Source organism: Pseudomonas sp. PDM24 (assembly GCF_019218905.1).
Taxonomy (GTDB): Bacteria; Pseudomonadota; Gammaproteobacteria; order Pseudomonadales; family Pseudomonadaceae; genus Aquipseudomonas.
The window spans coordinates 185,979-203,387 of record NZ_JAHUWR010000002.1 but is presented as its reverse complement, the minus strand read 5'-3'; the positions used below and the strand labels follow the sequence as shown (position 1 = coordinate 203,387).

17 protein-coding genes and 1 pseudogene are annotated in these 17,409 nt (G+C 57.9%); 11 read left to right on the top strand and 7 right to left on the bottom strand.

What is annotated here, in order from left to right:
- Window positions 1-189: 189 nt before the first annotated feature.
- On the top strand, window positions 190-1,023 hold the full coding sequence (locus KW837_RS08760; RefSeq protein WP_218395270.1) for an EamA family transporter: 834 nt from the start codon (window positions 190-192) through the stop codon (window positions 1,021-1,023).
- Between the two features lie 50 nt (window positions 1,024-1,073).
- Window positions 1,074-1,460 carry an MAPEG family protein gene (locus KW837_RS08755; protein ID WP_123500168.1) on the top strand — a complete coding sequence of 129 codons (387 nt, stop codon included), beginning with the start codon at window positions 1,074-1,076 and terminating at the stop codon, window positions 1,458-1,460.
- A gap of 116 nt (window positions 1,461-1,576) precedes the next feature.
- Here KW837_RS08755 and KW837_RS08750 read toward each other — a convergent pair whose 3' ends face one another.
- The gene (locus tag KW837_RS08750; protein WP_218395269.1) at window positions 1,577-2,749 is read right to left on the bottom strand and encodes a murein transglycosylase A; all 1,173 of its coding nucleotides are present in this window, start codon (window positions 2,747-2,749) and stop codon (window positions 1,577-1,579) included.
- Window positions 2,750-2,877: 128 nt separating this feature from the next.
- On the opposite strand from KW837_RS08750, the gene KW837_RS08745 reads away from it, so the two are divergent.
- Complete coding sequence (locus KW837_RS08745) at window positions 2,878-3,327, top strand: cytochrome c (protein ID WP_218395268.1); 450 nt, start codon at window positions 2,878-2,880, stop codon at window positions 3,325-3,327.
- A 16-nt stretch (window positions 3,328-3,343) separates the two neighbouring features.
- On the opposite strand, the gene KW837_RS08740 is transcribed toward KW837_RS08745, so the two are convergent.
- The 4 genes from KW837_RS08740 to KW837_RS08725 all read right to left on the bottom strand — a co-directional run bounded on the left by KW837_RS08740 (window position 3,344) and on the right by KW837_RS08725 (window position 8,004).
- Window positions 3,344-3,739, bottom strand: a complete 396-nt coding sequence (locus KW837_RS08740) for a DUF1090 domain-containing protein (protein ID WP_007894925.1) — start codon at window positions 3,737-3,739, stop codon at window positions 3,344-3,346.
- A gap of 90 nt (window positions 3,740-3,829) precedes the next feature.
- Window positions 3,830-5,509, bottom strand: coding sequence for an NAD-dependent DNA ligase LigB (gene ligB / locus KW837_RS08735; RefSeq protein WP_218395267.1), 1,680 nt, complete (start codon window positions 5,507-5,509; stop codon window positions 3,830-3,832).
- Between the two features lie 290 nt (window positions 5,510-5,799).
- On the bottom strand, window positions 5,800-6,990 hold the full coding sequence (metK, locus tag KW837_RS08730; protein WP_123500165.1) for a methionine adenosyltransferase: 1,191 nt from the start codon (window positions 6,988-6,990) through the stop codon (window positions 5,800-5,802).
- Between the two features lie 18 nt (window positions 6,991-7,008).
- Window positions 7,009-8,004 (bottom strand): metalloregulator ArsR/SmtB family transcription factor, encoded by a 996-nt coding sequence (locus tag KW837_RS08725; protein WP_218395266.1) that lies wholly within the window; start codon window positions 8,002-8,004, stop codon window positions 7,009-7,011.
- Between the two features lie 273 nt (window positions 8,005-8,277).
- Here KW837_RS08725 and tkt point away from each other — a divergent pair, with 273 nt between their 5' ends.
- The 6 genes from tkt to fba all read left to right on the top strand — a co-directional run bounded on the left by tkt (window position 8,278) and on the right by fba (window position 14,666).
- The gene (gene tkt / locus KW837_RS08720) at window positions 8,278-10,275 is read left to right on the top strand and encodes a transketolase (protein ID WP_123500163.1); all 1,998 of its coding nucleotides are present in this window, start codon (window positions 8,278-8,280) and stop codon (window positions 10,273-10,275) included.
- Between the two features lie 177 nt (window positions 10,276-10,452).
- A complete protein-coding gene (gene epd / locus KW837_RS08715; protein WP_218395265.1) occupies window positions 10,453-11,514 on the top strand; it encodes an erythrose-4-phosphate dehydrogenase in 1,062 nt (353 codons plus the stop codon).
- A gap of 25 nt (window positions 11,515-11,539) precedes the next feature.
- On the top strand, window positions 11,540-12,703 hold the full coding sequence (locus KW837_RS08710; protein WP_007894933.1) for a phosphoglycerate kinase: 1,164 nt from the start codon (window positions 11,540-11,542) through the stop codon (window positions 12,701-12,703).
- 34 nt (window positions 12,704-12,737) lie between these two features.
- Entirely contained in the window at window positions 12,738-12,959 is a 222-nt protein-coding gene (locus KW837_RS08705; protein WP_123500161.1) for a hypothetical protein, read from the top strand.
- Window positions 12,960-13,015: 56 nt separating this feature from the next.
- Window positions 13,016-13,348, top strand: coding sequence for an MliC family protein (locus tag KW837_RS08700; RefSeq protein ID WP_192344874.1), 333 nt, complete (start codon window positions 13,016-13,018; stop codon window positions 13,346-13,348).
- Window positions 13,349-13,601: 253 nt separating this feature from the next.
- Window positions 13,602-14,666 carry a class II fructose-bisphosphate aldolase gene (gene fba, locus KW837_RS08695; protein ID WP_007894938.1) on the top strand — a complete coding sequence of 355 codons (1,065 nt, stop codon included), beginning with the start codon at window positions 13,602-13,604 and terminating at the stop codon, window positions 14,664-14,666.
- A gap of 79 nt (window positions 14,667-14,745) precedes the next feature.
- Here fba and KW837_RS08690 read toward each other — a convergent pair whose 3' ends face one another.
- Both KW837_RS08690 and KW837_RS08685 read right to left on the bottom strand, forming a co-directional pair.
- A complete protein-coding gene (locus KW837_RS08690; RefSeq protein ID WP_218395264.1) occupies window positions 14,746-15,318 on the bottom strand; it encodes a hypothetical protein in 573 nt (190 codons plus the stop codon).
- A gap of 192 nt (window positions 15,319-15,510) precedes the next feature.
- Complete coding sequence (locus KW837_RS08685) at window positions 15,511-16,209, bottom strand: transposase (protein ID WP_218395824.1); 699 nt, start codon at window positions 16,207-16,209, stop codon at window positions 15,511-15,513.
- Between the two features lie 240 nt (window positions 16,210-16,449).
- On the opposite strand from KW837_RS08685, the pseudogene KW837_RS08680 reads away from it, so the two are divergent.
- Window positions 16,450-16,671: pseudogene (locus KW837_RS08680) on the top strand (fructose-1,6-bisphosphate aldolase); the annotation flags it as partial.
- Between the two features lie 263 nt (window positions 16,672-16,934).
- On the top strand, window positions 16,935-17,363 hold the full coding sequence (locus KW837_RS08675; RefSeq protein WP_218395262.1) for a hypothetical protein: 429 nt from the start codon (window positions 16,935-16,937) through the stop codon (window positions 17,361-17,363).
- Window positions 17,364-17,409 lie beyond the last annotated feature (46 nt).

Sequence of the window (17,409 nt, the reverse complement as noted above, 5' to 3'; positions counted from 1 at the left end):
GGCCGACGACCGTTCTCGGTGGGAGCGGGCAGAGGCAGGAATTATTGGAATTAGTGTGTGCGCAACTGAGTGCGGCGTGGTCGCTTGCAGTATAAACAGCTGCGGACATATGGCGAATCAATTCTCTGCTCCGCCCATGAGCTGCCGAAGGCTGCGGGGTGGGTGGTGGGGGGAAATAAGGAGTGTGCCGTGCTTGCGACGGTTCTGGTGTTGGTGGCGGCGCTGTTGCACGCGGCGTGGAATACCCTGATCAAATTCAGCGCGGAGCGGCTGTTGGTGGTGGCCTGCATGGACAGCGTGGCGCTGCTGTTTGTCGCCCTGATGCTGCCCTTCGTGGCGCTGCCGCCACTGGAGATGTGGCGGTGGATTCTCGCGTCAGCGGCATTTGAGTTGCTCTATCGCTACCTGTTGATCCAGGCCTATCGGGTCGGCGATCTCGGCCTGGTCTATCCGTTGATGCGTGGCCTGTCACCGCTGGTGGTGCTGGCACTGACGCTGATCTTCGCCGGGGAAGTGCTGACGGCTCAGCAGATCTTTGGCATTTTGCTGATCCCGTTCGGCATGTTGTGCCTGCTCTGGCAGGGCGGCGGCGGGGTGCGTCTGCCGTGGTCAATGCTGCCGGTGGTGGCGCTGATCGGGTTGTGCATCGGTTGTTACACCTTCATCGATGGCCAGGCCCTGCGGCGCTGGTCCCATCCATTGGATTACCTGGTTTGGGTCACATTGCTCAGTGCCTGGCCGTTCCCATTGCTGGCGTTGGTGCGCAAGCGCCCGGCGTTCATGCTGTTCTGGCGCGAGCAGTGGCGGTTGGGCTTGGCGGTCGGGTTTTGCGTACTGTTCAGCTACGCTTTGGTGCTGTGGGCGATGCAGCTCGGCTCGATTGCTGAAGCCGCGGCGCTGCGCGAAATCAGTGTGATTCTGGTGGTGCTGTTTGGGATGCGCTATCTGAAAGAACCTTTCGGCAAGCCCCGGCTCTTAGCCTGTGGGCTGGTGCTGATCGGCATGTTGGTGATGAAGTTTTAGTCGCCCCTGATGGAATTCGATTTTCTATAACTTGAAGAAGGGACTGCGTTATGACGGTTGCTCTGTGGTGCATTTTGATTGCGATCTGCTTGCCATATCTATGCACAGGCGTCGCCAAGTTCAGCGGCGGCAAGTTCGGGCTGAAAGAGAATCACGATCCGCGGGCGTTTCTGGATTCGCTTGAAGGGGTAGCCAGGCGTGCGCACTCGGCGCAGTTGAACAGCTTCGAAGTGACACCGGCGTTTGCGGCAGCGGTGATCGTCGCGCACCTGGCCGGTAATGCTGATCTGGTGACGATCAATGTGCTGGCGGTGTTGTTTATCACCAGTCGGCTGCTCTACATCATTTGCTATCTGGCGGACTGGGCGATTCTGCGGTCGTTGGTGTGGGCCATTGGAGTGGGGTTGATTGTCAGTTTCTTTGTGGTGTCGGTTTAAAGGCAAGATCAAAAGATCGCAGCCTTCGGCAGCTCCTACCGGGATCGATGTTCATCCGCGATATTGCGGCGCACGCGGTCAATGCAGGAGCTGGCGAAGCCTGCGATCTTTTGCTTTTAAAGTGTGTCAGCCACCTGCGGCACTTGCGGCAACGCCGCCCCTTTTGGCCAAAGCATCCAGATCTGCCCCTGCTGTTTCATGTCGCCGGCCAATTGCCCGGCCGCATCCCCCGTGCCCCAGAACAGGTCCGCGCGGACCTCGCCGGCAATCGCGCCGCCAGTATCTTGCGCGGCCACCGGACGTACCAGTGCGCTGCCATCCGGGCGTGTGGTCGATAACCACAACAGGCTGCCGAGTGGAATCACCTTGCGGTCCACCGCCGCGCTATAACCTGCGGTCAGCGGTACATTCAGCGAACCGCGCGGCCCTTCATTGCTGTCGGGGTTGCGGGTGAAGAACACGTAGCTGGGGTTGCTGCCGAGCAGTTCGGGAATGCGCGCAGGATTCGCCTTGGCCCAGGTGCTGATAGCGCCCATGGTCACGTCTTCTTTCTTCAGCTCACCCTGGTCCACCAGCCAGCGGCCGATGGGTCGATAGGGGTGGCCGTTTTGGTCGGCGTAACCGACGCGCAACTGACGACCGTCATCAAGCTGGATGCGACCCGAGCCCTGGATTTGCAGGAACTGCAGGTTCATCGGATCGGTCAGCCAGGCAATCACCGGCGCCTTCACGCCTTTGGTTTCAATGGTTGCCGCATCGTCGTACGGCTTGAGCACGCGACCTTCGAGCCTTCCCCGCAGGCGCTTGCCTTTGAGTTCCGGATAGATACTGTCCAGAGAGACGATGATCATGTCCTCGGGTACACCGTACACCGGGATGTTGGCTTCCTCGGTCTGGGTCAGGCTGCCGGGGTACACCGGTTCGTAGTAACCGGTAATCAGGCCGTTGGGGTTGTCATTGGCGGCACGCAGGCCATAGACGTCCAGGTTCTGTTTGAGGAAACCGCGGATGTCATTGGCGGTTGGCTGCACATTGGCGGAAGCCGCACAGGTGCCGCCCCAGACCGGGTCGGCCTTGAGCCGGGTACAAGCGCTGCGCCACGAGCCGAAGCCGGCGACGAGGTCGTTGTCGGACACTGCCGGAAGCGCTTCCCAGGTGGCGCTGGAGTAGGTCGCCAGTGCGTGGGTTTTCGGTTTGCTGCTGTCGCCGCCGGTGCAACCTGCCAGTACGGCCACCATCGGAAGGGTCCAGGCCAGATTGTGACGCCATGCCTTGAAACGGCTGTTCATGGAGTAATTCCTTTGCCGGCTGCCTGAGTGCTCCATGCGCTCAAACAACCCGTATTGATAATAGGGCTATTGGTCTTTGCCGGTGACGCGAGGATACTGGCCGCCGTTTCCAGTGACCTGAAGCCACCATGATTCTTAAAAGACTTTCCGTTGTATTGCTGGCCTGCCTGACCTTGTCCGCCTGCGGGGGTGTCGACCCGAACTCGCCGCTGGGTCAGCGCAAGGCGATCTTCAAGCAGATGCTCAAGACCGGCGAAGACCTGGGCGGTATGTTGCGTGGGCGTATTCCATTCGATGGCCCGAAATTCGCCGACGGCGCGGTGAAGCTCGACGCGTTGTCCCATGAGCCGTGGAAACATTTCCCGCAGGTGCGCGAAGAGGATCACACCAGCGCCAAGGACGATGTCTGGCAGAAGCAGGCACGTTTCCAGGAGCTGGCCCGCACCCTTGAAGGCGCCACCGGTGAACTGGTGATTGCCAGCAAGGTTCAGCCCTACAAGGTCAGCAACCTGGGGCCGGCGGTGCAGAAAGTCGAAGATGCCTGCAGTGCCTGCCATAAAGAGTTTCGGGATCATTGATTGCAGAAAAGATCATTTACTTATCCAGCTCATCCAGTGCTTCCTGCAACTCCTTGCGCGATTGAGCCAGTTTGTCTTTGCGCTTGTTGATCTTCTCGGCGTCGCCTTTTTTCATCGCCTTCTCGAGATCGGCCTGACGCGTGCTGACTTCGTGCTTGGCGTCGAGCACCTTGTTTTCCCGTTCCTTCTTCAAGGAAGCGTCGGTGCAATGGGCAGTGACTTCGTTCAGGGCGGTTTCCAGGCCAGCCTGTTGATCGGCGTTGCCGCGGGACTTGGCCAGTTCGATCTGGTTGATGATGCCTTGTTTTTTGGCGGCGCAGCCGGTCAGGCCCGGGGCATCTTCGTCGGCCATCAATGGAGCGGCCATCACGCTGCACAGGGTCAACACGGCAAGCGGTGAAAGAAGTTTCATAAAAGCTCCAGGTGAAAAATTCGATATAGCGATGGGCTGTTTGAGCGCATCGGCACCTTTGGGTTCCCGGTTCTCAGAGCGGGCTGGCGTCTAGAAACCGTCAATCCCGGCAACACGTAATGTCTCACTCAAGGCCAGGACCTGCGGGTCGCGGAAAAATGCGCTCAATTGCGCTGCGCGCCCCGGGCCGATGCCGGCTTCGGCCTGCCATTGCTCGGTGTTTCGTTGCGCCAGCGCCTGCCATGAATCGGCGAGGCGTGCCTGGCCGGTCGGCGGTAAGCCCAAGGCTTTAAGCCAGCGAGCGAATGGGCGTTGCCGGGCGCTGTTGAAACTGTCCAAAAGACGAGCACTGCTGCGCTCACCGAAGCCGTCAATCTTAGCAAGCTCTTGCTCATCAAGGGTCAACCAATCGACCAGGCTGTCGAGGCGTTCGGCCTTGAGGAGTTTCTCCCAGGTGCCCGGCCCGACATGAGGCAATGCCAACCCCTGTTTACCACTGAGCCAGGTCAGGCGTGCGAGGAATTGGCTTTCGCATCCGGGTGTGGGCTGCCAGCAGCTCAAAGAATGAAAATCTGCCGCAAGCGGTACGTTCAATGCCGGGCGTTCGGTGCTGCGCAATACGACACCATCGAGCCTGGGGATGGTCAGCCCCGCCAGGCTGATAGCGACCTGATCGCCCGGGCGAATATCCAGCGCTTCCCAGCGGTGCAGGGAGCTGACACTGACGCGCCTGATCTGCCGGTCGTCGAGCATCACCGGTATCAGATCCAGCACCGGTGTGATCCGGCCGGTTCGTCCAATTTTGAAGTGGACCTTGCGCACCTCGGCCAGCGCCTGGGCAAAGGGGTATTTCCAGGCGACGCTCCAGTAAGGCGTTTTCGCCTGCCAGCGCTCGGCCGGTGGGCGCTGGTCCTGGCGCAGCACGACCCCATCGCTGGCAAAGGGCAGGGGCGAGCGATACCAGTGCTCGCGCCAGCGTACGGCATCGGCAAATGCCTCGATCGGCTGACTGTAGGGTGCCGTACTCGGGAACCCCAACTTGTCCAGAGCTGCCACCCGGTCGGGCAGGCTTTTCGGGCCTTGCGGCCAGTCCCAGACAAACAAACCGATACCGGCGGCCTGCTCGGCGCTCAGCGCCTTGCGTGCCATCAACCCGGCCACCGTGGCGCGGGCATTGAGGCTGCCGGCCTCGGCTTGTACGTGTTCGGTCAGGCGCCAATAGAGTTCGCCTTGGAGCAGCAAGTCCAGCGACTGCGAAAGTTTTTGAGGGATGGCGGCGATCTGGCGTGCCGAGGCTGTCCAGTCCTGGCCGTTTACCCCGTCCCCCCGACTGATCGCCCGGTGCAACCAGCCATTGCGATAAATCAACGTCACCGCCACACCGTCAACCTTGGGCTGAATCCACACCTCGCCCCGATCTTTCAGCCAGGCTTCGACGGCGCGCCCATCGCGCAGTTTTTCCAAACCGGTGTGGGCGATGGGGTGAACAACCGTGCCGCCGGCCGTACGCAATGGTTCGTCGGAGGGGGTTGAATCAAAACACTCGCGCCATTCGGTCAGTCGTGCACGGGACTGATCATAGAGTTCATCGGCGATCAGCGATTGGCCTTCACGGTGGTAGCTATCGTCCCAGCGATCGATTTGCAGTTGCAGGGTGGTGATTTCTTTCTGTGCGCGAACTGGTGGCCAATCGGGGCATTCGGCGGCATTGGCGGTCTGGCTGGCGAAGGTCAGCAGGAAAGCGAAAAACAGGCGCAGGTTGGGCAGCATCGAGAGCGTCCTTGCTCAGTGGGATGCTTGAAGGCTAGATCAGTACTGGTAGGCGCGAAGGGTGGTTTTTTTGCTGAGTGTTTCTGGCATGAGACAGAGGTGACTGGGCTGGCCTCTTCGCGAGCAAGCCCGCTCCCACATGGGATCTTATGTGTACACAGATGCTGTGAGTGACCGAGATCAAGTGTGGGGGCTTGCTCGCGAAGGCGGCGACACGGTCTCAAGCAGCAGAACAATAAAAAGCCCCGCACGGCGAACCGTGCGGGGCTTTGGGTACCGCAGGAAAAGTCTTACAGGCCGGCGGCGACACGCAGGTCGTCGGCGCGGTCGGTTTTTTCCCAAGTGAAGGTGGTGAACGTATCGTCGCCCACAGTCTTGGTAGCCGGAGTGCGACCGAAGTGGCCGTACGCAGCGGTTTCCTGGTACATCGGGTGCAGCAGGTCGAGCATGGTGGTGATTGCGTATGGACGCAGGTCGAACACTTCGCGAACCAGTTTGACGATCTTGTCGTCGCTGATTTTACCGGTGCCGAAGGTGTTCAATGAAATCGACGTAGGCTGAGCAACACCGATCGCGTAGGAAACCTGAATCTCGCAACGCTCGGCCAGGCCGGCCGCGACGATGTTCTTGGCCACGTAACGACCGGCGTAGGCCGCCGAACGGTCAACCTTCGATGGATCCTTGCCGGAGAACGCGCCGCCGCCGTGACGGGCCATGCCGCCGTAGCTGTCGACGATGATCTTGCGACCGGTCAGGCCGCAGTCGCCCACCGGGCCACCGATGATGAATTGGCCGGTCGGGTTGATGTGGAACTGGGTGTCTTTGGACAGCAGCTCGGCAGGCAGTACGTGCTTGACGATCAGTTCCATCACGCCTTCGCGCAGGTCTTTGTACGATACGTCAGGGTTGTGCTGGGTCGACAGTACAACGGCGTCGATACCGACAACCTTGCCGCCTTCATAACGGCAAGTCACTTGCGACTTGGCGTCCGGGCGCAGCCAAGGCAGCAGGCCGGATTTACGGGCTTCAGCCTGACGTTGAACCAGCTGGTGCGAGAAGGTGATCGGCGCTGGCATCAGCACGTCGGTTTCGTTGCTGGCGTAGCCGAACATCAGGCCCTGGTCGCCGGCGCCCTGGTCTTCAGGCTTGGCACGGTCAACGCCCTGGTTGATGTCGGGGGACTGCTTGCCGATGATGTTCATCACGCCGCAAGTTGCACCGTCGAAGCCGACATTGGAGCTGTTGTAGCCGATGTCGAGAATCACGTTACGGACGATGTCTTCCAGATCGACCCAGGCCGACGTGGTGACTTCACCTGCGATGATTGCAACGCCGGTTTTTACCAGTGTTTCGACCGCTACACGGGCGAATTTGTCTTCAGCAATGATGGCGTCCAGCACCGCATCGGAAATCTGGTCGGCGATTTTGTCCGGATGCCCTTCAGACACGGACTCGGAGGTGAAGAGGGAGTATTCGCTCATCTCGATTTTTTCCTGAATTTACCGATGGTGAGTGTCGCCAGTCGGTCGCTGAAAATGGCGGACCTGAATCTGGAAACCATTACGTAAGCCTACATAGAGGCTTTCCCCGGGAATGAGTCCCGCAGCGGTGGCCCAACGGGCCAGATCGTCCTGTTCAAACCCCAACCACAGATCACCGCAGGCCTCCCTGGCCCAACTCTGGTTGTGGCTACATAACTCTGTCACGAGCAGGCTACCGCCCGGTTGCAGCAAGTCGGCCATGCGCTTGAGTGCTTCGGCCGGCGCGGCGAAATGGTGCAGTACCATGTTCAGTACAACGCAATCAGCCTTGAGGCTTACGCCGTTCAATGCATCGGCCAATTGCAGGCTGACGTTAGCCAGCATTTCACGTTCGCAGACCTGACGGGCCAGATCGAGCATCGCCGGGCTGTTGTCCAGCGCCGTGACTTGAACGAAACGATGCGCCAGCTCCGGCAGAAAACCGCCATCGCCGGGGCCTACTTCGATCGCCGTGGCGCCCGGGCCGAAACTCAGCTTGTCGAGCAGTGCCACCACGCTTTCGCGGTATTGCGCCAGGCCGGCAATCAGGTCTTGCTGGGCGCGAAACTTCTCTGCGACCCGTGAGAAAAAGTCCTGGCTGGCCGCCGCTCGCTGCCCGTGGACCTGACCGATCCGCGACTGAACGTCAGTCGGCAGGGTCAGGTTGTCCACTTCTTCCAGCAGTGCGGCATGCAGCTTGCCGCCCAGCAGATCGGTGTGGGGCAGGGCGCGGCGGTAGAAAATCGCATTGCCTTCACGACGGGTCGCCACCAGGTCGGCCTGGGCCAAAACCTTGAGGTGATGACTCATGCCAGACTGGCCAATGCCGAAGATCTGCGCCAGTTCCAGTACGCCGAACGAATCGTTGGCCAGCGCGCGCAATACATTCAGACGCAGAGGATCGCCGCCGGCCTTGCACAGGGCCGCCAGTTCATCGCAATCGTCATGTCGAATGGAAGGCACGCGTAAATTCATAAGGCCAGCAGTCTAGTGACGGTCGGAAATCATCGCAAGAGCAATATCAAAAAGTTTTGATATTGCTCGATGGATGGCACTTTTCAGCGTTAGGTTTAGTCAGCAAACGAACAGCGGAAAGGTTTCATCAGTCGAATACGCTGTTATCCATTGGAAAAACGCCTTCGGATGACTATCTGTCATTGCCCCGAAGGCGGTCGGTGAGGGAAAATGCTCGCCTTTTTTCCGTTTCGTTTTATTAACTCTCGATTCAATATCCGCAGGAGAACAGCGATGCCCAGCCGTCGTGAGCGTGCCAACGCCATTCGTGCCCTCAGCATGGATGCCGTGCAAAAAGCCAACAGCGGCCATCCCGGTGCCCCTATGGGTATGGCGGATATCGCCGAAGTACTTTGGCGTGACTACCTGAAGCACAACCCGAGCAATCCATCGTTCGCCGACCGTGACCGCTTCGTGCTGTCCAACGGTCACGGTTCGATGTTGATCTACTCGCTGCTGCACCTCACCGGCTATGACCTGTCGATCGATGACCTGAAAAACTTCCGCCAGCTACACAGCCGCACTCCGGGTCACCCGGAATACGGCTACACCCCGGGCGTCGAAACCACCACCGGTCCACTGGGCCAAGGCCTGGCCAATGCCGTGGGTTTCGCGTTGGCGGAAAAAGTCCTGGCGGCGCAGTTCAACCGTCCCGGCCATAACGTCGTTGATCACCACACCTACGTGTTCCTGGGTGATGGCTGCATGATGGAAGGCATTTCCCACGAAGTCAGCTCCCTGGCCGGTACCTTGGGCCTGGGTAAACTGATTGCCTTCTACGATGACAACGGCATTTCCATCGACGGCGAAGTCGAAGGCTGGTTCACCGACGACACGCCGAAGCGTTTCGAGGCCTACAACTGGCAGGTGATCCGCAACGTCGACGGTCATGACCCGGAAGAAATCAAGATCGCCATCGACACGGCCCGCAAAAGCGAGCAGCCGACGCTGATCTGCTGCAAGACCACCATCGGTTTCGGTTCGCCGAACAAGCAGGGCAAGGAAGACTGCCACGGTGCCCCGTTGGGTGACGCGGAAATCGCTCTGACCCGTGAAGCACTGAAGTGGAACCACGGCCCGTTCGAAATCCCGGCCAATATTTATGCCGAGTGGGACGCCAAGGAATCCGGTCGCGCTGCCGAAGCCGAGTGGGATCAGCGTTTCGCTGCTTACTCCGCGGCCTTCCCGGAGCTGGCCAACGAACTGATTCGTCGTCTGAGCGGTGATCTGCCAACTGACTTCGCTGAAAAAGCGGCTGCTTACATCGCTGAAGTCGCGGCCAAGGGCGAAACCATCGCCAGCCGTAAAGCCAGCCAGAATGCCCTGAACGCGTTCGGCCCGCTGTTGCCGGAACTGCTGGGCGGTTCGGCTGACCTGGCCGGTTCCAACCTGACCCTGTGGAAAGGTTGCAAAGGCGTCACCGCCGAAGACGCCAGCGGCAACTACATGTACTACGGCGTTCGCGAGTTCGGCATGAGCGCGATCATGAACGGCGTGGCCCTGCACGGCGGCCTGGTGCCGTACGGCGCGACCTTCCTGATGTTCATGGAATACGCCCGCAACGCAGTACGCATGTCGGCGCTGATGAAGAAACGCATCATTTATGTGTTCACCCACGACTCCATCGGTCTGGGCGAAGACGGCCCGACTCACCAGCCGATCGAGCAACTGGCCAGCCTGCGCTGCACGCCGAACCTCGACACCTGGCGTCCAGCCGATGCCGTTGAATCGGCAGTGGCCTGGAAATGCGCGCTGGAGCGTGACGACGGTCCGTCGGCACTGATCTTCTCCCGTCAGAACCTGCAGCACCAAACCCGTGATGCCGTGCAGATCGAGTGCATCAATCGCGGCGGCTACGTGCTGAAAGACTGCGCAGGCGAGCCTGAGCTGATCCTGATCGCCACCGGTTCGGAAGTCGGCCTGGCCGTTCAAGCCTTCGACAAACTGACCGAGCAAGGTCGCAAGGTGCGTGTTGTTTCGATGCCGTGCACCAGCGTCTTCGAAGCCCAGGACGCCGGCTACAAGCAAGCGGTTCTGCCATTGCAGGTCAGCGCGCGTATCGCCATCGAGGCCGCCCATGCGGACTACTGGTACAAGTACGTGGGCCTGGAAGGGCGTGTGATCGGCATGACCACCTACGGCGAGTCGGCGCCTGCGCCTGCCTTGTTCGAAGAGTTCGGCTTCACCCTGGAAAACATCCTGGGCCAGGCTGAAGAGCTGCTGGAAGACTAAGTCCGACAGTTGCGTTGTCTGTGCTGACGTCTTCGCGGGCAAGCCTCGCTCCTACAGATCACTTGTCTGTGCAATCCGGCAGACAACACGTGACCCTGTAGGAGCGAGGCTTGCCCGCGAAGGCAATTGAACATTCAACGCAACACTGACGGATTCACCACGGTAATCGAGAACCCCATGCCTCAACCGCGTCCTTACAAAGTTGCACTCAACGGCTACGGCCGGATTGGTCGTTGCGTCTTGCGTGCGTTGTTTGAGCGAGGCTCGACGGCAGGGTTCGAAATTGTCGCGATCAACGATCTGGCCGACATGGCCAGCATCGAATACCTGACACGCTTCGACTCCACTCACGGGCGGTTTCCCGGTGAGGTGAGGGTGGAGGGTGATTGTCTGCATATTAAAGGCGACTGCGTGAAGGTCCTGCGCAGTGCCACCCCCGAAGGCATCGATTGGGCGTCACTGGGCGTCGATCTGGTGCTGGAGTGCTCCGGCGCTTACCACACCCGTCAGGATGGCCAGCGCTTCCTCGACGCTGGCGCGCCACGGGTGCTGTTCTCCCAGCCGATGGCCAGCGAGGCGGATGTCGACGCCACCATCGTCTACGGTGTGAACCAGGATTGCCTGACCGGCGATGAGCTGCTGGTATCCAACGCGTCCTGCACCACCAACTGCGGCGTGCCGCTGTTGCGCCTGCTGGATCAGGCCATTGGTCTGGAATACGTGTCGATCACTACCATCCACTCGGCGATGAACGATCAGCCGGTCATCGACGCCTATCACCACGAAGACCTGCGCCGCACCCGTTCGGCGTTCCAGTCGGTGATTCCGGTGTCCACTGGTCTGGCGCGAGGCATTGAACGCCTGCTACCGGAACTTGCCGGGCGAATTCAGGCCAAAGCCGTGCGGGTGCCGACGGTTAACGTGTCCTGCCTCGACATTACGATGCAGACCGTAAGCGATACTGACGCCACCGAGGTCAACCGGATTCTGCGCGAGGCCGCCACCCATGGCCCGCTCAAGGGCCTTCTGGCCTACACCGAGTTGCCTCACGCCAGTTGTGATTTTAATCATGACCCACATTCGGCCATCGTCGATGCCAGTCAGACCCGCGTTTCCGGCCCTCGGCTGGTGAACATCCTGGCCTGGTTCGACAACGAATGGGGTTTTGCCAATCGAATGCTGGACGTTGCAGAACACTATTTGCAAACAGCTGCACCACAACCAAAACCTGCTCTCTAAAACAGCTATCCAGGAAATGCGACCCATGACCGTGTTGAAGATGACCGACCTCGATCTGCAAGGTAAGCGCGTACTGATCCGCGAAGACCTCAACGTCCCAGTCAAGGACGGTGTTGTCACCAGCGATGCGCGAATCCTGGCTTCGCTGCCGACCATCAAGCTGGCCCTGGAAAAAGGCGCGGCCGTGATGGTCTGCTCGCACCTTGGCCGTCCGACCGAAGGCGAGTTCTCGGCCGAAAACAGCCTCAAGCCAGTCGCTGACTACCTGAGCAAAGCCCTGGGCCGCGAAGTGCCGCTGGTGTCCGATTACCTGGGCGGCGTCGACGTGAAAGCCGGCGACATCGTTTTGTTCGAAAACGTGCGCTTCAACAAGGGCGAGAAAAAGAACGCTGACGAACTGGCCAAGCAATACGCGGCCCTGTGCGACGTGTTTGTGATGGACGCCTTCGGCACCGCTCACCGTGCCGAGGGTTCGACCCACGGCGTGGCCAAGTTCGCCAAAGTCGCCGCTGCTGGCCCGCTGCTGGCCGCCGAACTGGATGCACTGGGCAAGGCCCTGGGCGCCCCGGCTCAGCCAATGGCCGCTATCGTTGCCGGTTCCAAAGTGTCGACCAAACTCGACGTGCTCAACAGCCTGAGCCAGATCTGCAACCAGCTGATCGTCGGCGGCGGCATTGCCAACACCTTCCTGGCCGCTGCCGGTCACCCGGTCGGCAAATCCCTGTACGAGCCGGACCTGCTGGACACCGCCCGTGAAATCGCTGCCAAGGTCAGCGTTCCGCTGCCGGTCGACGTGGTGGTTGCCAAGGAGTTCGCTGAAAGCGCGACCGCGACCGTCAAGCTGATTGCCGACGTGGCCGCAGACGACATGATCCTGGACATCGGCCCACAGACCGCTGCGAATTTCGCCGAGCTGTTGAAGTCGTCCAAGACCATCCTGTGGAACGGCCCGGTGGGCGTGTTCGAATTCGACCAGTTCGGTAACGGCACCAAAGTGCTGGCCCAGGCCATCGCAGAAAGCTCGGCGTTCTCCATCGCTGGTGGCGGTGACACCCTGGCAGCCATCGATAAATATGGCGTTGCCGAGCAGATCTCCTACATTTCTACCGGCGGCGGCGCGTTCCTCGAATTCGTCGAAGGCAAAGTGCTGCCGGCCGTTGAAGTCCTGGAAAGCCGGGCCAAGGCCTGAGGCCGCCCATTTGACCAGGCAAAGGAGTGTTCACATGGTCAGGACCTTAATGCTGTTGATTGCCGCGGGTATGCTGGCGGCTTGCGGGAGCAACCCGAAAGCCACGCCGGAACCCGCGCCGCAGTCACAGGAAAAAGGCTGCTACCAGGCCGACTGGCAAGCGGAAACCAACCCGGTGATCAACAAGCGCTCCGGGCCCGACGGCCTGGACAAATACGAGACACAGGTCCCGGCCAAGGAACATGGTTGCCCTTGAGGGGTCAGACTCTTTACTCAAGGCTGGCGGCGTGCGCCGTCAGCCGAGGAACACGGATGAAAGGCTTTATCGCCGTTGCGGCACTGGCATTGCTGGCAGGTTGCGCCAATTTGAACCTGTTCAACGCTGCCGAGCCAGCGGACAGCTGGACCACCTGGACCTGCGACAGCCAGGCCAAAGTGCTCTGGCGCTACACTGACATCAACCGCAAGGAAGTCGACGTTCGTCTGGGCGGTGCCGATCAGGTCTACCGCTTGAAGCTTGAACCGGGCGCCGAAGGTTCGCTGTACAGCAACGACATGCTGGCGTTTCACGTAAAAGGTGAGGAAGGCCTGGTTTACTGGGTCGCCACCAATGATTTGATCGGCCGCGGTTGTAAAGCCGAGTAATTGAAGGCCTGTGCAAAACCTGTAGGAGCGAAGCTTGCTCGCGAAGAGGTCATCACATTCAACAAATGTGGTGTCAGTTAAAGCGCTTTCGCGAGCAAGCTTCGCTCCTACAGGAAATCGTCAGCTGTTAGAGATAGACGCACCACCGAATTCGCAGCCCGGGCCAGCCCCCGATCTGCAATAACTTGAATAGCCGCCGCCGCTACGGCAGGCTGGCACGATTAACGACCCTCAACCGGGAGAGACACACACAATGGCACTTATCAGCATGCGCCAGATGCTGGACCACGCAGCCGAGTTCGGCTACGGCGTTCCAGCCTTCAACGTCAACAACCTTGAGCAGATGCGCGCCATCATGGAAGCCGCTGACAAGACTGACTCCCCGGTGATCGTTCAGGCTTCGGCCGGTGCTCGCAAATACGCAGGCGCCCCGTTCCTGCGTCACCTGATCCTGGCAGCCATCGAAGAATTCCCGCACATCCCGGTGTGCATGCACCAGGACCACGGCACCAGCCCTGACGTCTGCCAGCGCTCCATCCAGTTGGGCTTCAGCTCGGTGATGATGGACGGTTCCCTGGGCGAAGACGGCAAGACCCCGACCGACTACGACTACAACGTCCGTGTCACCCAACAAACCGTAGCCATGGCTCACGCCTGCGGCGTTTCGGTAGAAGGCGAGCTGGGCTGCCTGGGTTCGCTGGAAACCGGCATGGCCGGTGAAGAAGACGGCATCGGCGCCGAAGGCGTTCTGGATCACAGCCAAATGCTGACCGACCCGGAAGAAGCCGCTGACTTCGTCAAACGCACCCAAGTCGATGCCCTGGCCATCGCCATCGGCACCAGCCACGGCGCCTACAAGTTCACCAAGCCACCGACCGGCGACGTGCTGGCCATCGACCGCATCAAGGAAATCCACAAACGCATCCCGAACACCCACCTGGTAATGCACGGTTCGTCTTCGGTTCCGCAAGAGTGGCTGGCGATCATCAACCAGTACGGCGGCGACATCAAAGAAACCTACGGCGTACCGGTTGAAGAAATCGTCGAAGGCATCAAGCACGGCGTGCGCAAGGTCAACATCGACACCGACCTGCGCCTGGCCTCCACCGGTGCGATGCGTCGCCTGATGGCCACCAACCCTAGCGAGTTCGACCCGCGTAAGTTCTTCGGCGCGACCGTGACTGCAATGCGTGATGTGTGTATCGCACGTTATGAACAGTTTGGTACGGCGGGTAATGCTTCGAAGATCAAGCCGATCTCGTTGGAAGCGATGTATCAGCGGTATTTGAAGGGTGAGTTGAACGCTAAGGTCAACTAAGCCTGAGCGTTAAACTGCGTTGATAAAAACCCGCCGAGAGGCGGGTTTTTTAATAAGCGAATTCGCTCTACGTTGTCAGTTATTCGACATTGCGACCAACGATCTTTAATGAGAGTTTGCTGCCGACTAGTCCAGCATCCCCATCCTTAGAGCATAGGTATGCCGCCCATTGGTTCCCGTTGCTTGGTGCGTATATTGCTTTTTTGTGTAGTTCTAGCCCTCCGTCTTTGCAAACCATCTCTAAGCCAGAGGTGACCTCGTTGGGCATGTCGCTGAGCGTTAGTTGCTTGCCATTTTTTTTAAGTTTAAATAGGTTGTTCTCGGATCGTGACTCATAGGCATATACATAGCTTTTGTCGGTTATTCCTAGGTAGCGTCCGAGGTAAAAGTCTTCTTCCCTACTGGTTATCACGTAATCCCCACCACCTATATGCTCAAAGTGAAATAGCACAGCCTTGCTGTCGTTACATGTGTTTGCGCACAAATATTCTGTTTTCGGAAGCCCAGCTACCGAAACGGATTTTCCACCGCGAAAAACTCCGTGTGCTCCAGTCTGGTAACTGCTTTCATCCAGGTATTGAAAGCCCAATTTACATGTGAGCGCATACCCATCGATATAAATTTGCCCTGTAAAAGAACCTTCTTTGCTCATGGTAAACCTCATGCGGTAATAGTAGAAAGGGGGTTGTTTTATTTCTCGATTTATCGGTCTCACGTAGCTGATGATAGGTTGTGATGTGCATCAAGTAACCTGTGAAAAATGACAGTTTTTAATAACTGTTTGCGATGATGTGGGTTAGGTTTTTGGAATGAGGGGACAGATCTATTTAATCCCCTAGAACACCTAATCGAGTTGTTTCGCAGGCCTACCTCGAGCTCGATGCGATATTCGCAATCCAGTAATTTGTTCAATTTCGTCTATAAATCGAGGATTGCCCGTCAGTTGGCCACGCTGGAGAGCGCCTCTGATCAACTGCAATTCTGAGGACGGAATCGTCTGTTCCATAAATGAGGTATAGCGAGCCAGGCGCTCGGTATAGCTTTTACCGAGTTCGTTGAAGCAAAGATCTTCGTCCAGCCAATGGTTTTCTGCAGTTTCGTTGAGACGCAGGTGCAAGCTCGACCAAGGGTAATCTTGAGCATGTTGCACCTTTTGCGCTCGCACCGGGTTTAGCTCGATGTATCGACTACAAGCCAGCAGGTAGGTGTCGGTTTGAACCACGCTGGATTTGTATCTACTCTCCCACAAGGTACCGGAGCGTCCCTCCAGCTTGTTGCGATACCGCGTCGTGCGGCCCGCCAGGCCTTTCATCAATTGCCCGAGACCCGCAACGGAGTCTCCAGGTGCGAGCAATAGATGAACATGGTTGGTCATCAAGCAGAAGGCATACACTTTCACGTCGAATAGCGTTTTGAGTTCTCGCAGATCGTCGAGGTAGCGCTGATAGTCGCTCGGCTCGGCGAACACAACCTGCCGGTTGTGGCCGCGTTGCACGACATGGTGCGGATAATTGGGTAACACAATACGTCCCATTCTGGGCATATAGCTTCCTACTTCCTTGTAGTGATGGGGGAAGCGTAGCAGCAATGGACGTGCTCCTGCCGGACAAGCTGTTTCCAGTATTTTTTCTTTAAAGTTATAGCTGTTATCGCAAAGGCTTATAAAAGACTGTCATTTATTACAGGTGCTTTAATGCTGGCCCCTGCCTATTGTTTAATGCGTAAGGCGAGAAAGACAAGCAAGGTAGATTAAATAGATCTGTCCCCTTTATTACTTTATTACGTGGCCTCCACCGGTGCGATGCGTCGCCTGATGGCTACCAACTCAAGCGAGTTCGACCCGCGTAAGTTCTTCGGGGCAACCGTGACGGCGATGCGTGATGTGTGTATCGCACGTTATGAACAGTTTGGTACGGCGGGTAATGCTTCGAAGATCAAGCCGATCTCGTTGGAAGCGATGTATCAGCGGTATTTGAAGGGTGAGTTGAACGCTAAGGTCAACTAAGCCTTCTGCGTTTGAGTTGCACGAAAAACCCGCCGAGAGGCGGGTTTTTTTGTGGGCTGTGGGCGGATTTTGCGTTAACCCCGTGTAGATGAAAGTAAAGCCTTGGTTCTTTAGTTATATCGATTATTTCAAAGATGTATTAAGCACTGTCATTTATTACAGGTGATTGGGTGAGAGATATTACCTATGCTGGTCGTGCAATCACAGAGGAGCCAATTAAATAGATCGGTTCCCTTCTCTCCGTTTATATATTGAGGTGGATAATGAAAGTTAAGGAAGATAAGAGCGGTATGAAGAGTGTGGACGGTGAATTCACGGCTACTTTTTACGATAAGTCCGGCAATAAATCAGGAGACTTCAAGGCAGATCGAATTAGTGGGGTAATGGATGGCGATATATTCAATGTAAATGCATACGATAAAGATAATCTTATAAAATTCCAGATTCCGCGGGACTTTGGTATCAAAAAGCACGAATTGACGGACAAAGGGGAATTTTTATTTATGTCTGATCCTGCGGATGCCGAGCGTTGGTACGCTCAGTCGGGATATGTGGATATCGAAAATAATGATGTCGCTGACTATCGAGGTAGTTTTCATGTAAAAAAGCGTTCGGAGGGTGATACGGATAAGTCAGCCATGGAAGGAAGATATCGGCTCGACGTTTCCGCAATCAAGAAAGCGGCAAAGTAAAGGCAGAGTAGAAACCAAAAGGGGACTGATTGATTTAATCGTCCCT

Bases quoted from the DNA above. Each gene is read 5' to 3' on its own strand.
- KW837_RS08755 (WP_123500168.1), top strand. From the start codon at position 1,074: ATGACGGTTGCTCTGTGGTGCATTTTGATTGCGATCTGCTTGCCATAT.
- KW837_RS08750 (WP_218395269.1), bottom strand. From the start codon at position 2,749: ATGAACAGCCGTTTCAAGGCATGGCGTCACAATCTGGCCTGGACCCTT.
- KW837_RS08745 (WP_218395268.1), top strand. From the start codon at position 2,878: ATGATTCTTAAAAGACTTTCCGTTGTATTGCTGGCCTGCCTGACCTTG.
- KW837_RS08740 (WP_007894925.1), bottom strand. From the start codon at position 3,739: ATGAAACTTCTTTCACCGCTTGCCGTGTTGACCCTGTGCAGCGTGATG.
- ligB (WP_218395267.1), bottom strand. From the start codon at position 5,509: ATGCTGCCCAACCTGCGCCTGTTTTTCGCTTTCCTGCTGACCTTCGCC.
- metK (WP_123500165.1), bottom strand. From the start codon at position 6,990: ATGAGCGAATACTCCCTCTTCACCTCCGAGTCCGTGTCTGAAGGGCAT.
- KW837_RS08725 (WP_218395266.1), bottom strand. From the start codon at position 8,004: ATGAATTTACGCGTGCCTTCCATTCGACATGACGATTGCGATGAACTG.
- tkt (WP_123500163.1), top strand. From the start codon at position 8,278: ATGCCCAGCCGTCGTGAGCGTGCCAACGCCATTCGTGCCCTCAGCATG.
- epd (WP_218395265.1), top strand. From the start codon at position 10,453: ATGCCTCAACCGCGTCCTTACAAAGTTGCACTCAACGGCTACGGCCGG.
- KW837_RS08710 (WP_007894933.1), top strand. From the start codon at position 11,540: ATGACCGTGTTGAAGATGACCGACCTCGATCTGCAAGGTAAGCGCGTA.
- KW837_RS08705 (WP_123500161.1), top strand. From the start codon at position 12,738: ATGGTCAGGACCTTAATGCTGTTGATTGCCGCGGGTATGCTGGCGGCT.
- KW837_RS08700 (WP_192344874.1), top strand. From the start codon at position 13,016: ATGAAAGGCTTTATCGCCGTTGCGGCACTGGCATTGCTGGCAGGTTGC.
- fba (WP_007894938.1), top strand. From the start codon at position 13,602: ATGGCACTTATCAGCATGCGCCAGATGCTGGACCACGCAGCCGAGTTC.
- KW837_RS08690 (WP_218395264.1), bottom strand. From the start codon at position 15,318: ATGAGCAAAGAAGGTTCTTTTACAGGGCAAATTTATATCGATGGGTAT.
- KW837_RS08685 (WP_218395824.1), bottom strand. From the start codon at position 16,209: ATGCCCAGAATGGGACGTATTGTGTTACCCAATTATCCGCACCATGTC.
- KW837_RS08675 (WP_218395262.1), top strand. From the start codon at position 16,935: ATGAAAGTTAAGGAAGATAAGAGCGGTATGAAGAGTGTGGACGGTGAA.